This is a genomic window from Nostoc sp. PA-18-2419, assembly GCF_005869855.1.
In the GTDB taxonomy this organism is placed as follows: Bacteria; Cyanobacteriota; Cyanobacteriia; order Cyanobacteriales; family Nostocaceae; genus Nostoc.
In genome coordinates this window covers 1-14401 of the sequence record NZ_SZNH01000041.1, presented here as the reverse complement: position 1 = coordinate 14401, position 14401 = coordinate 1, and the positions used below count along the sequence as shown (strand labels likewise).

The 14401-nt window shown below is 39.8% G+C and carries 9 protein-coding genes and 1 pseudogene; 8 read left to right on the top strand and 2 right to left on the bottom strand.

Annotated elements, in window-relative coordinates; genetic code table 11:
* Positions 1–721: 721 nt before the first annotated feature.
* Positions 722–1576 (bottom strand): cell division protein FtsQ/DivIB, encoded by an 855-nt coding sequence (locus FCR06_RS27455; protein ID WP_138505421.1) that lies wholly within the window; start codon positions 1574–1576, stop codon positions 722–724.
* A 774-nt stretch (positions 1577–2350) separates the two neighbouring features.
* Here FCR06_RS27455 and FCR06_RS27450 point away from each other — a divergent pair.
* Positions 2351–3682: a P-loop NTPase fold protein gene (locus FCR06_RS27450; protein WP_138505418.1), complete on the top strand. Its 1332-nt coding sequence runs from the start codon at positions 2351–2353 to the stop codon at positions 3680–3682.
* A 157-nt stretch (positions 3683–3839) separates the two neighbouring features.
* Positions 3840–8846, top strand: coding sequence for a hypothetical protein (locus tag FCR06_RS27445; protein ID WP_138505416.1), 5007 nt, complete (start codon positions 3840–3842; stop codon positions 8844–8846).
* Between the two features lie 71 nt (positions 8847–8917).
* Here FCR06_RS27445 and FCR06_RS27440 read toward each other — a convergent pair whose 3' ends face one another.
* Entirely contained in the window at positions 8918–9262 is a 345-nt protein-coding gene (locus FCR06_RS27440; RefSeq protein ID WP_138505414.1) for a hypothetical protein, read from the bottom strand.
* Positions 9263–9722: 460 nt separating this feature from the next.
* On the opposite strand from FCR06_RS27440, the gene FCR06_RS27435 reads away from it, so the two are divergent.
* The 6 genes and pseudogenes from FCR06_RS27435 to FCR06_RS27410 all read left to right on the top strand — a co-directional run.
* A complete protein-coding gene (locus FCR06_RS27435; RefSeq protein ID WP_138505412.1) occupies positions 9723–10556 on the top strand; it encodes a photosystem II manganese-stabilizing polypeptide in 834 nt (277 codons plus the stop codon).
* Between the two features lie 702 nt (positions 10557–11258).
* The gene (locus FCR06_RS27430) at positions 11259–12035 is read left to right on the top strand and encodes an RNA polymerase sigma factor SigF (protein WP_138505410.1); all 777 of its coding nucleotides are present in this window, start codon (positions 11259–11261) and stop codon (positions 12033–12035) included.
* A 164-nt stretch (positions 12036–12199) separates the two neighbouring features.
* Entirely contained in the window at positions 12200–13057 is an 858-nt protein-coding gene (locus tag FCR06_RS27425) for a hypothetical protein (protein ID WP_138505408.1), read from the top strand.
* Positions 13058–13076: 19 nt separating this feature from the next.
* Complete coding sequence (locus FCR06_RS27420) at positions 13077–13328, top strand: hypothetical protein (RefSeq protein WP_138505406.1); 252 nt, start codon at positions 13077–13079, stop codon at positions 13326–13328.
* Positions 13329–13525: 197 nt separating this feature from the next.
* On the top strand, positions 13526–14083 hold the full coding sequence (locus FCR06_RS27415; RefSeq protein WP_138505404.1) for an IS630 family transposase: 558 nt from the start codon (positions 13526–13528) through the stop codon (positions 14081–14083).
* 78 nt (positions 14084–14161) lie between these two features.
* Positions 14162–14401, top strand: a pseudogene (locus FCR06_RS27410) (IS701 family transposase); the annotation flags it as partial.

Sequence of the window (14401 nt, the reverse complement as noted above, 5' to 3'; positions counted from 1 at the left end):
TAATAATATTGTTAATAGATTTCACCATTAGGATAATTGCAGCTTAAGACACAAAATTTACCTGATACTTACTTATGGTAGAGATGGAAGTAAAGAATAATTTGCTTGTCAGACTATACCTGATTAATTTGTTATTTGGCGAGTTTTAATGGACACTTTGTTGCAGCAATAGTTTATTGCAAAAGACTCCATGAGTTGCACTTTGCAATGTCCAATGACACCAGTTGCTTGTGTTGTCGAAGACGCTAGGCCCAGCTTTGCTTTTTTGTAGAAGTAACAAGTCAAACATTGCCGCAAAGGCGCAGTGGCTCCCCAATGCCTAATTCCAAGGTGTCCTTGACAAACCAAAGCTAGAGTGTTTTTAGCTCTGCACTTGGATGTTGGCGTCAACCGTTGCCATCAGTATCCTTTGCTCCTGAGTCAGATTTTAATGAAAAACTCAAACATTTTTCTCCTTTGTGCACTCGGTTCAGTCGAAGAATGTATGGGCAAACATAGACCATTATTAGATTGTCCAGTATCTTGCACCCCACCAGATAGATGTTAGGGTGATAATTGGGGGTCTTTTACTCCCAAGGGAGATTTTATGTTCGATCTTCTTATTTTAATTAGAAGTTAATGCCGATTTTCCTAGGATTTGCCAGAAAACTAAAAAATAATAAATATATTTATCAGCACAAAGCTTCTTAATTTACTAGCAGCGCTCAATAGATGAAACAGCTTAAATATTTCGAGGAATTTTAGGAGTTAATTTGGGATTTACTTGGATCATTTGTACTAATGGAAATTCCGGATTTTTCAAATCAATATACTCTATTTGGCTAGAATTGAGTTTTGCGGTTAAATGGCGCATTTGGGCTAGTACCTTGATTTGTTCAGGTAACTGGGGGCCTGGAGTGCCAAGATGCACATTTCCTAGTTCTGTTTTCAAAATTAAATTTGTTGGATTTTGGCAATCAATTTCCATTACTTTTACTGGACTTTGGCTAACAGCTTGATGAAGTTGACTCCAATAGAGGCAGTATTGTTTTGGCAATCCAATCACTCTTAGGTTGGGTAACTTTATGGTGGGATTGAGTGATGTGTATTTTTCTAAGGGTATCCAAACTCCACTTGCATCTAGTAAGCCGATAGTTACTTTTTTGCTATTAGTGCCTTGATTTTGCACTGTTGGTGTTTGAGTCACCGCTACAGGTACTCGTTCTTGGATGTCAATGATTAAACCAGGAGGAAATAGGCGGCGTCTAACGATCGCATTGGCAATAGTTGGTTGTTTCTTCAAAGAGTTGGCGATCGCCGACGGTTCAATTCGCCACAAAGACTGAGGATAAGATAGCACCAACAGCGATCGAGTTGTCTCATCAGACAGTAATTTATTCCCTGATTTCATCACTATTTGTTTAGGAGCTTTTAGTACCCACACTGGTTGGACTGCCACCCATAACAATCCACTTGCCAAACTAGTAATGGCAAAGGTTCGCCAAAAAGCCTGAATAATTCTCATCTGCCGTTGCCGACGCAATTTTTTACGACGCTGGGCTAGATCGGTGCGGGAAATTGATATTATGCCACCCATTCAAACCTCTTTTTCCTTGCAGTCCAAATTCCTTGATGTATTTGTATCATTATTAATTTAAGTAAACACTGTTGGCATCTATTAGCTACTCTCCTCAAGACTTTTTTTATTTTTAGTAACACTTTACAGTAACTACACAAAAACGGTAGCGCTAATCATTGTTGTAATTAAAGTTTTCGGTGTTCATTTTTAACTGAATGTAGTCTTTTTGACAAGTTTTCATCAATCTTTTTTGCCTAATAATTACAAAATATTAATCTAGATATTCATAATTTTGTTTGATTGACAAACGCAATGTGAAATGATAAGCAAATATTACCTAATCTCTGTGTAGCTTGCTATAATTCATACCAGTCCTACCTCATCAGCTATACAACTGAGAATCATCTGCTCTAGTATTTTTTTTACTTACCAACTTAGACAGAAAGATTCGTGCCAAATTAACGAGCAGGACAAACAGACAAGGGAAAAACTCTTACCCAACTCATACCTTGTTCTGGGCTTGTCTTCTTCTGGTCAAGCAAAAGCTAGAGATTGTCAAAACCTCACTAGCAGGTGTAAAAAGGACAGATATGATTAATGTTATTAGGGTCAATTAAATCTCTACCACATACTGATAGATACTCGTAGCGATTCTGCAACGAGTGTTATCCCTTGCAAGACACTACCAACTTGCAAATCAAGCGTGTGCGTAAATGTCGGCTAGAGATTATTTGTATAAAAAATATAAATAAAATTGCATCTACATACACATCTACATACACCTCAACATACATGAAAACGACATTGAATTTGTCACGTTTTTATAAAGCATGTAATCCAAGCTACACATTAAATGTAAATAATGTGTTAGATCGGCAGTATTACATAGATTTTGCTGATGTACGTGGTTGCAAGATTGTTGAAGAATTGCAACGGACAATCTGCCGTATTTCTCCGGATGAACCAACGTGCCAGTTATTTACAGGGCACATTGGCTGCGGTAAATCCACGGAATTACAACGCCTGAAAACAGAACTAGAATTGGCGGGATTTCATGTCGTTTATTTTGAGTCCAGTCAAGACTTAGACATGGCGGATATTGATGTCAGCGATATTTTGCTGAGTGTAGCCCGTCAAGTCAGTGTTAGTTTAGAAGCAATTGGTATCAAACTTAAGCCTGGTTACTTTAACAATTTGTTTAAAGAAGTAGGCGATTTTTTGCAAAGTCCCATAGAGATTTCAGCAGAAGCAGAGTTGTCCTTAGGGATTGCTAAAATTACTGCCAAAACCAAAGATAGCAACCAGTTGCGTAATCAACTGAGGCAATATCTGGAACCACGCACCAACAGTATTTTGCAAGCAATTAACGAAGAAATTTTAGAAAAAGCTGTTAATCAGCTAAAGCTACGGGGTCAAAAAGGGTTGGTAGTGATTGTAGATAACTTGGATCGAGTTGATATGCGTCCCTTAGCATCTGGGCGATCGCAACCAGAGTACCTGTTCATCGACCGAGGCGAACAGTTACGCCGACTCAAATGCCACCTAGTTTACACAATTCCTCTGGCATTAATTTTTTCTAATGAGTACGAAACACTGAAAAATCGGTTGGGGGGAGGGATTGCACCTAAGGTACTGCCGATGGTGCTGGTGCGGCAAAGAGATGGTAGCGACTACGAACCAGGAATGTCACTAGTGCGCCAGTTAGTCTTAGCAAGAGCTTTTCCAGACGTTCCTTTGAATGCAAGACTCTCACTAATTAGAGAATTATTCGATAATTCCCAAACCTTGGATCGTTTATGTCGCGTTAGTGGCGGTCACATTCGTAACTTATTGGGTTTACTTTATAGCTGCCTGCAACGGGAAGATCCACCTTTTTCTAGCGACTGCTTAGAAGCTGTGATTAAAGACTACCGCGACGATCTGCTATTAGCTATTGACGAATCCCAATGGGAATTATTGTTTGAAGTAGTGCAACAACAGAGAGTTAAAGGCGAGTCTGACTACCAAAGTTTACTACGAAGCATGTATCTGTTTGAATATCGCGATCCTGTAGGGCGATGGTTTGGCATCAGTCCAGCCTTAGCAGAAACAGAAAAAGTTTTGGCTTGGCAACAAAACAAATAACTGTGTTGGGTAAGTTAATTGTGATTAGTCATTAGTCATTAGTCATTGGTCATTGGGAGTACTGACTGTTGACTGTTGACTGAGGAGTTATTCTGCTTGTCCCCTTGTCTTTCCATCTCCTCATTCCCCATGCTCAATGCCCCATACCTAATGCCAAATGACCAAAGAAAATCAGCATACTTTGCAAAGACTGATTAGAGCGATCGCCCTTTCGGAAAGTCAATTTGCCCTTATTTTAGTCCGGTGTAATTATGGGCAATTAAGGGAGCAAATGTTAGAAAATATTCGCTCCATCACCAAAGACATCAATATCAAAGAAATCGTTCTTAATCCCTCAACTACTTCTTTACATAACACAATAGTTTCAGAATTATTTCTAGATAATCCTGTTGTTGTCACAGACTCTTTACTATCAGCTGTTATGGTTTTCGGGATTGAGTCAATTAGCGACCTGGAAAACTTACTTACAGGTATTAACCAAGCACGAGATATCTATGCTGCAACTTTTCCATTTCCAGTAGTATTATGGCTACAAGATGAAGTAGCATCATTGCTTTCTAAATTAGCCCCTGATTTCAAAAGCTGGGCTGCAACTACTATTAAATTTGAGATGGCAAAAACAGATTTAATTGCTTTGATACATCAAGAAGCAGAATCTTTATTTGCCAAAGTTTTAGAAGCAGGTGCCGAAACATTTTTATCTAATGCTTCTCTCGATTTAGATCCCAAATCTCAACACCGCCACGAAATAGAATCAGCACGTAATGATTTGCTGCGTTTGTATGGGATTAAATTAACACCAGGATTAGAAGCAAGTTTAGAGTTTGTATTAGGGCGAGACAAATACGCTAACGATCAAATTAATGGTGCTTTAGCTAACTATCAAAAAAGCCTAGCATTGTGGCAACAGGAAACAAGAAGAGTAGCAGATTTGGAAAGTGGAAAAGTGGGAAAAATCAGTGAACAATTACACTTGTCCCCCTCATGCCCATCATCTCCCTCATCTTTACTCAAGCAAGCAATAGTACTATTTCACCTGGGGCTATGTTATCGCCGGATGGCAGATTTAAACCACAATGCTAATAGTAGCTATTGTGAACATGCTCTTTTATGGTTTAAACAATGCTTGGAAATCTTGGAAGAGGTAGAAAGAGAAGATTTAGTTGCTAAATTTATTTCACCTGTTTGTGAAATACTGCAACGTTTACAAGCTTGGGATGAATTGAAACAATTAGCTCAAAAGTCATTAGAGCTATATAAAACTTATGGAACTCCAGCACAAATTGCTCGAAATTATGGTTTTTTAGCAAATGTAGCGGCTTCTGAGTCGAATTGGGTACTGGCTCACGAATTAGTGAATACAGCACTTTCTATTTGTGAAGCAGCAACAGAAGTTTGCCGAAGACAAGAAAGTTGGTATCTTCTCTTACTAGCACGTACACAGCGGCATTTAGGTGAGTGGGAAGAAGCAATCAATAGCTTGGAATGGGCGAGGGTAGTCTGTGAGCTACAACATCAGCCATCACTTTATTTAGAGATTTTAGAAGAATTGCGATCGCTTTACTTTTTTGAGCGTCATAACTATACAGAAGCCTTTAAGCTCAAACAAGAAAAAATTCAAATAGAACATCAGTATGGCTTTCGTGCTTTTATTGGCGCCAGTCAATTACAGCCCCAACGCTCCAAAATTAACTCAGTATTAGAACCTGAAAAAATACCGTTTATTCCTGAGGAAGTTGCCCAAGAAATATCTGCTTCTGGACGACAACAAGATGTCAATCGCTTAATTGAAAGAATTAGTCGTGCTGACTACAAACTTACAGTAATTTATGGACAATCAGGTGTAGGAAAGAGTTCAATTCTGAAAGCTGGTTTAGTACCAGCTTTAAAGGGAAAAGCTATCGGCGATCGCATTCCTATACCTATTGTTTTGTCTGTTTACACTGATTGGCTAACAGTTTTGGTAAGCAGTATCAACCAAGCGTTGGCACACACAGGAATATTAGTTAATCTTAACTCTACACCTACTCTACTGCTCGACCACATTCGATTAGCAACTGAACGCAATCATACAATAATTCTAATCCTAGACCAGTTTGAAGAGTTTTTCTTTGTTAGTAACCCTGGTAGACAAAGAATAGAGTTTTATAAATTTTTTAGTGAATGTCTGAATATCCCGTTTGTCAAAATTATTCTTTCATTGCGAGAAGACTATTTACATTATTTATTAGAATTTGAACGGTTGAGTCAGAAAAATATTAGTAATATATATAATTTAGGAGTGATTAATCAAAATATTCTGGATAAGGACATTCGTTATTATTTAGGAAAATTTTCTAGCCAGGATGCCAAAGCGATAATTCATAGTCTGACTCAACGTTCACATTATGAACTAAGTGATGAATTAATTAATCGATTAGTCCAGGATTTGACAGGAGAACTAGAGGAAGTACATCCAATTGAATTACAAATAGTCGGCGCTCAACTGGAAATAGAAAATATTACCACACTCGGACAATATAAGCTTTGTGGTGGCTGGACAAAATTGGTAGAACGCTGGCTTGGAGAAGTTATCAAAGACTGCGGTCAGGAAAACGAAAAATTAAGTTGGAAATTATTATTTGAGTTAACCGATGAAAAAGGCACGCGACCATTAAAAACTAAAACTGATTTAGCTGCTGCATTAGTTAATAATCATGATATCGAGACAATATCAGGTTTTGAAATAGTTGAGGAACTAATTTTAGAAATATTGGTAGGTTCGGGGTTGGTGTTACGAGTCAGAGAAGAGTTAGGTGACCGCTACCAATTAGTTCACGATTATTTAGTCGAACCAATTCGGCAAAAGAACAACTATGGTATTATCGCCGAACTAGAAAAAATCAAACTGGAAAAAACTAAAGCAGAAGTAGCTCAAAAACTTAGTCAACAGCAACTCAATTTAGTTTTAAAAAAGCGGTTAAGAGAAGCACGTATAGCAGGCGTAGTGCTAGCAATCATGGGAGGAACAATAGCAGCATTATGGTGGCAAGCTGACTTACAGAAAAGAGCAGCAATTAGTCAAACTTTACGAGCTGAACGCAGTGAAACTAACTTAAAAATTAGTGCGATCGCCGCTGCTAGCGAAGCTTTATTTGCCTCTAATAAAGAATTTGATGCCTTATTAGAAAGTTTACGGGCTTGGAGACGACTTAAACACGCAAAGGTCGTCCAGCCAGACACCCGAATGCGGGTAGTGACAGCCCTCCAACAAGCAGTTTATGGAGTAACCGAGGTCAACCGCTTAGAAGGACACACTGATATTGTTTGGGGAGTAACTTTCAGCCCAGATGGTCAATTGCTAGCATCAGGGAGTCGAGATCGGACAGTGAAACTTTGGCGTCCTGACGGTACTTTACTCCAAACTCTTAAAGGTCATACTGACGCGGTAACCGCCGTCAGCTTCAGCCCAGATGGTCGAACCCTAGCCTCCGCTAGTCTCGATAAAACAGTGCTAATCTGGCGGCAAAACCCGATTACAGGTGAATTTTACCCTCAGCCAGATAAAAGCTTAAAAGGACATGGAGATTGGGTTTATAGCGTTAATTTCAGTCCTGATGGCCAATTATTAGCTACCGGCAGTAAAGATGCAACCATAAAACTCTGGCGCCAAGACGGTAGCTTAGTAAAAATACTTAGAGGGCATCGCGGCTGGGTTAACTGGGTAAGCTTCAGTCCTGATGGTCAGTTCATCGCTTCCGCAAGTGATGATAAAACAGTAAAAATCTGGAGACGGGATGGCAGCTTGGTTACAACTTTGCACGGACATCAGCAGGGTGTAACTGTAGTGACTTTCAGCCCTGACGGTAAACTGTTAGCATCCGCAGGTCGAGACAAAATAGTGAAACTTTGGCGGCGCGAAGAAAACACCAATAAAAATGGTTTTGACTTTCTTCCTTACAAAACTTTACAGCAGCATACCAGCACAGTGTGGAGTTTAAGCTTTAGTTTCGACGGGAAAAAATTAGCTTCCGGAAGTGAAGATAACACCATAAACCTCTGGAGTATTACTGGCAGCTTACTGAAAACCTTCAAAGGACACAATGATGCTGTTGCCAGCGTAGCTTTCAGTCCTAACAATAAATTGCTGGCTTCGGGGAGTTTTGACAAAAACGTGAAATTGTGGAGTTTAGATGCCCCAAGGCCATCTATTCTTCAAGGACATCAGGATCGAGTTTTGAGCGTTGCTTGGAGTCCTCATGGCCAGATGCTAGCTTCTGGTAGTAGCGATCGCACCGTCAAACTCTGGCAAAGAGACACTAGTGGTGGCGAGGTGAAAACCAAACTCTACAAAACCTTAGTGGGGCATACAGATAAAGTTCCTAGTGTCAGTTTTGACCCCAAAGGTGAAATGCTAGCTTCAGGAAGTTATGACAAAACTGTGAAACTTTGGCGGCTTGACGGTACTTTGATCGTGACTCTTCACGGACATAGCGATAGCGTGATGAGCGTAAATTTCAGCCCAGATGGCGAGTTTTTGGCATCAGCTAGCAAAGATAAAACGGTAAAACTCTGGAATCGTCAAGGTAAGTTGCTCAAAACCTTGGTGGGGCATAAAGGTTGGGTAAATAGCGTGAATTTCAGCCCTGATAATCAGGTTTTAGCTTCTGCTAGTGACGATCAAACAGTCAAACTGTGGCGGCGAGACGGTACTTTGCTCAAAACATTTTCGCCTCATGACAGCTGGGTATTGGGTGTCAGCTTTAGTCCTACTGACGAGTTGTTGGCTTCTGCTAGCTGGGACAACACTGTTAGACTTTGGCGACGGGATGGTACATTACTAAAAACCTTGTTAAAGGGGTACAGCGATAGCGTCAATGCCGTAACTTTCAGTCCCAATGGGAAATTACTCGCTGCTGCCAGTTGGGACGGTACAGTGAAACTCTGGAGCCGTGAAGGCAAATTAATTAAAAGTCTCAATGGGCATCGCGCCCCAGTATTAAGCGTCAGCTTTAGCCCAGATGGTCAAACACTAGCATCAGCTAGTGATGACAACACAATAATTCTTTGGAATTTAGACCTTGATGATTTAGTTGTTCGTGGTTGCCAGTGGGTACATGATTACCTCAAGCACAATCACAATCTTGAACAACGCGATCGCCATCTTTGTGACGGCATACTCTAGGCAGAGAACACAGGGAAAAATAATTAATCACTGACTAATGAGTTTCGATTTAGCAACTGATTTGGACTCGATTAACCAAAAGAGCGATTGTTCTCCAAAAGTTCAGGGTTATTTTCTTGAGTGTCTTCTTGTGGCAAATTCGCTAAAAAAGCTTGTAATTTCATCCGCTCAATATAAGGCCAGCCTCCTTCAGATTCAATATCTTTAAGCAGTGAGTAGAGTTGGCGACGGTTGACAGGCAAACTTTGTTGAAATACCCCATCTCGGATTTCTCGGTGTAACTGCTCTAATTCTCGTAGCAAAGACAACAGAGCTACAGTATTGCCTTGACAACTTTCAACTGTATCATGTACCACAGTTGCGATCGCTTGCAATTTTGAGGACAACTTCTCTGATTCAATAGTTTTATTGTTCATTCCACCGTTTGCGTGTAAATCAACTCAACTCAAATTTACCGGAGATTTTTAATTTTCCCTAGTTTGCCACTAGTGATTCAATAGCTGTCACTTTACCCAACCAAACGAAACTGATGTAGAGTTTTCTAGAGATTTTTCCTCAATTCACCGTATCACCGTGTCCCCTAGTCTCGGTTCCCCAGTCAGGGCTGAGTATAACTAGATTTGTATCTTTATGAAAAGCAATTGCGATCGCTTCTAAAACAGCGTAGTACGCTTTAGCATAGCCTTCACAGGAGCTAGAGATAATAGAAACATTTTTGGTTGAGCCTAGAGTACTTTGATTTTGAGTTAAAAAAAATCGTATGATCTGGCTGATTTACCCATCAAACCATAGGCTGTATGTAGTGGCGTCACATACATAACACAGTTCGATGCAGTTTTACAACTTAGATATTAATTTTTGAGATTGAGGTTGACCATGAGGTATCGCGCTTTAATTGTCGCATTCTTGGCTTTGTGCCTGGGGCTGATAACAGCTTGTAGTGATGCTCCTGCCACTAGTAGTGGTAGGGATGTACTCACTTACGAACAAATTCGAGGCACTGGCTTGGCTAATAAATGCCCTCAACTAACAGAAACAAGCCGTGGTTCTATTCCCCTTGATTCTAGCCAGTCCTATACCATCAAAGAACTTTGCTTGGAACCAACTAGTTTTTTCATCAAAGAAGAACCTGCTAATAAACGGCAAGAAGCAGAATTTGTTGCTGGTAAATTGTTGACTAGATATACTTCCAGCATTGACCAGGTACAAGGTGACTTGAAATTCAACTCAGATAATAGTCTAACTTTTGTGGAAACTGATGGTCTTGACTTCCAAGCCATCACTGTACAACTCCCTGGTGGTGAGCGAGTACCTTTCTTGTTCACGATCAAAAATTTAGTTGCTCAAACCCAACCCAATTTGACCAGCATTAATACTTCCACCGACTTTGAAGGCTCTTTCAAAGTTCCTTCCTATCGTGGTGCTGCCTTCCTAGATCCCAAAGGTCGTGGTGTCGTTAGTGGGTATGATAACGCCGTGGCTCTGCCTGCTCAAGCGGATGATGAAGAACTTACCCGTACTAACGTCAAGCGTGCTGAAAATCTCAATGGTAAGATTTCTCTGCAAATAGCTAAGGTAGATAGCGGTAGTGGTGAAATTGCTGGTACTTTCCTCAGCGAACAGCCATCTGATACTGATTTAGGTGCTGGCGAACCTAAAGAAGTTAAGATTCGCGGTATATTTTACGCTCGGGTTGAATCAAAATCATAGCTAAATCTTCTTGAGTTAGGTAACTGACTAGCATTCAGAACTAGAATTCTGTCAGCATCAGCTTCGGCCGCAAGAGTTAATCCCTTACTCCCTTTTATTTAGGGGGTAAGTGGGTTTTTACAAAATCGCTATAAATTAACTACAGCAAAGGGCATTTTGCCCTTTTTTTATTACTTGCGTAAATATACATACTAAGTTTTAACTTTTATTTAGTAATTTTTGAATACTAAATGAATTTTTTAAGTTTATATGTAATTTTACTGGAAATTCAGTTTTGATTTATCTAATAAAATTCTCACTATTATCGTTTTGTTTCTAGAAGCGAATTTGGGTATTAATCAATAAAATTAAGTACAATCTCGGTTTGATATTTAGTAATTAATTATATATTTTATTTCTATGTAGTTTTTGTTTAAACCAAATTAATTGAATAATGATCCAGAAGTCAAAATTTTTGAGCGTCTTTGGCTCACCTTTTGACTCTTGAATTATTTGTGGCTCAAAAACTAAATAAGGACAGATTTTACCCATTAAAATATTGCTCGATTGTCAAGTAACCTATGAAAAATTTAGAGAAAAATTTTTATTTTCCATAGATTTACTAGGGCATATAGCACAATATTTTATTTCATATTGTGTGCGAGCAGATCTGAGTTTAAACGCCAGTTATTAATTCTTTATTTGCTCAATAAACCCGGTGCTATGCCTACCACAGTCACCAATGAACTAAAACACGAAATTTGGCAGTTGTTACGAGAATATCAGCAATGTCGCTCTGAAAGTATTCGCAATCAACTGGTAAAACTCAATTTTGGACTCGTGAGAAAAGAAGCTCACTACTGGACAAATCAATGTCATGAAACCTATGATGATCTACTCCAGGTTGGATGTTTGGGTTTAATTAGAGCTATTGAAAGATTTGAACTTTCCAAAGGACATGCTTTTAGTTCCTATGCTCTTCCCTATATTCGAGGCGAAATTCAACACTATTTGCGAGATAAAGGCGTCACCGTGCGAATTCCTCGGAGATGGTTAGCACTACAACAGCAAGCAATAGGAGTTTCACGTTCTTGGCGTGAAACACATAATCGCCAACCAACAGATTCAGAATTAGCAGTAGCGCTGAAAATTTCTGCAACTGAATGGCAAGAAATTAAATTAGCATGGGTGAATCGCGCTCCCTTGAGTTTAGATGTGCCAGTTCAAGATGGAGAAGAAGGCTCTACTTGTTTGGGAGAATTAGTTCCCGATCCTCACTACCGCAGCTTTCAACTAGCACAAGAAGACCAACTTCGCTTGCAACAAGCATTGGTTCAGGTAGAAAAACGTACCCGCGATGTATTGGAATGTGTATTTTTGCAAGATTTGACACAAAAACAAGTTGCAGAACATCTGGGCATCAGCGTAGTAACCGTTTCCCGTAGAGTTAAGAAAGGACTGGATTTAATGAAACAGCTGATGGGTGTGGCAGAGGATTAAATGGCAATAAGTAAATCCGCAGTTATGCTGGGTTAATGGTGTGAAAAATAACCCTTAAAAAACTAAAAATTAGGTTATAACGGGAACAGACTTTGCCTGCAATAGAAATTTTAGGCATATTGATTTCCAGTTTTCAATTCTCCAATGGCTTTTAAGAAAGACTCATGGGTAGAAATTCAATAATTACAATTGCAGCTATTTTAAGCTTGGCGATTGCTGGATGTGCTTCTGAAGATACAACACCGCAAGCCAGCAATCCGGCGCCAATTCCTCAAATAGCAAAATCACAACCAGCGGCTCAATCTTTTAAGAATCCAGTCGTACCTGCTAAACAGGTTTCACAAGTTTCTTCTGCAAGTCTTAACTTAATTCAATCTACTAATCCTACAGAACGGGCAAAAGTAGTTATGGTATCAAAAAACCGCACTGACCCGTTTGCTGAAATTTTTGGACAGACAGTTGTTGGAGTGCCTAAAATATCAGGAAGACCTGTTCCCGTGTTACCTAAGCTACCTACTGCATCAACGGCAGTGCGAAAACTGCCAACAAGTACCATAGCTTTCAATCAAAAGAAAAATAACATCGCTACTGTACCAAAAAAAGTCAATACTAGTTTGACTAAGGTCAACACTACTTTAACTTCAGTCTTGCCTAGAGTTTTGCCTCAAGTTGTGCCCAACCCAACTTTAGTATCTGTATTGCCACCAGCCCGACAACCCGATTTAGCAAGAGCAGTGGTTGTGAGCGGTGTAGTTCTCATTAGTAAGCAACCACAGGCAATTATCAAAGTACCAGATGAGCCGACGAGTCGCTATGTGGAGGCGGGACAGCGATTAGCCAACGGTGTACTGATTAAACGCATTGAAATGAATGGAGGCTCCAATCCGATTGTAATTTTGGAACAATATGGTATCGAAGTTGCCAAAATGGTAGGGGAAGGGTCTGTCAACTCAACGCCATCAGCGGCATCTGCTACTGGCAATCCTATATTAGGGACAACACCCCCCCCAAAATCCAGTTAATGTGGGAGCTTCATAAAAGATGGAGACTAAGGAAAAAATCGAATTCCCTGGTTTGCCTTTAGCAGTTTATCGAGAAATCGCAGCGCATTTACGTCAAGTCGAAGGAGTAGAAGTAGATTTAATTCCCCAGTCGTCCCAACAGTTTGATTACAATCAAAGTCAAATTGGTGGCTTAAGGCTTTCGTGGAGAGCAAACTCTACTTTAGAAAGTCAGCAACGAGTTAACCAGATTTTGGCTTATTATCAAAATCGCTATATGAATTCTATTTGATTTGTGAATATCTTAAACCTCAGACTCCCGACTTCTTAGAGAAGTCGGGAGTATTGTTATTTGATTTGAGATGGCTATGGTGTACAACGAGTTTAGTTAATAGGACTTAAATATTTTTGAGGAAAAAACAAGCCTCAAACCCTTGCAGGGCAGCGAAAATACCGCAAATGCTCAAAAATGACTGAAACCTACAAAATTTGCTGGGTAACGGTAAGCGATTGCATTACTTATGCCAAGATGAAACTCGAATTGGTCTGAAAACCGAAACAGGGCGAGTGATTACGCCTGGCGGTGTGAAACCGAAAGTATCAGTGCAATGGCCACGTGAAGCATTCTGGCTATATGGAGTAGTTGAGCCATTTGTCGGTTGGCAGTTTTATCAGGAGTATGATCATCTTAATAGTGAGACTTTTCAGAAGTTTTTAGATGCCCTCTCATTAGAACTGGGCAAGGATATGGCACTGATTCAAATGGAGCAGGCTTGTGCCCATCAAGCGTTAGCATTAATCTGGCCTGACAATCTTATACCAATATTTCAGCCTGCTCATAGCCCTCAACTCAATCCTATTGAACGATTGTGGCAACATATTAAACGTCAATGGAAAGGTGAAAATTTTTCTTCTTTGCAGCAGCTACGTCAGCGAGTTCAATTGGAATTGGCTCAAATGTCTTCTCAATTGATCTCCTCTTTGACAAGTTATGATTTCATCCTCGAAGCTCTATTTCATGAAGCTTTATTCTATGCAGCTTCTTAGAGAACTGGTATTACCCCTCTTTTGTTACTACGGGGAAAGTATAATCAGGAAGAAAACCAGAAACAGTAAGTAATAAAGATGGTTACGCCGCGTAGACAGGCAGTAAGCACAGTTGCCTTCATAGATAACTATTGTCAACACTATTATTCATTATTTGAGGATGTGAGACATTTTGAAGCATTCAAGTTTTTACACTTGGGAATGCTATCAAAAATGCCACAGAAATCTCTGCCGGAGATAGCCAAAATAGTAGGACTCAAAGACGGTCAGTCACTACATCATTTTTTGAGAGATGCACAGTGGGATGTCTTGGTCTTG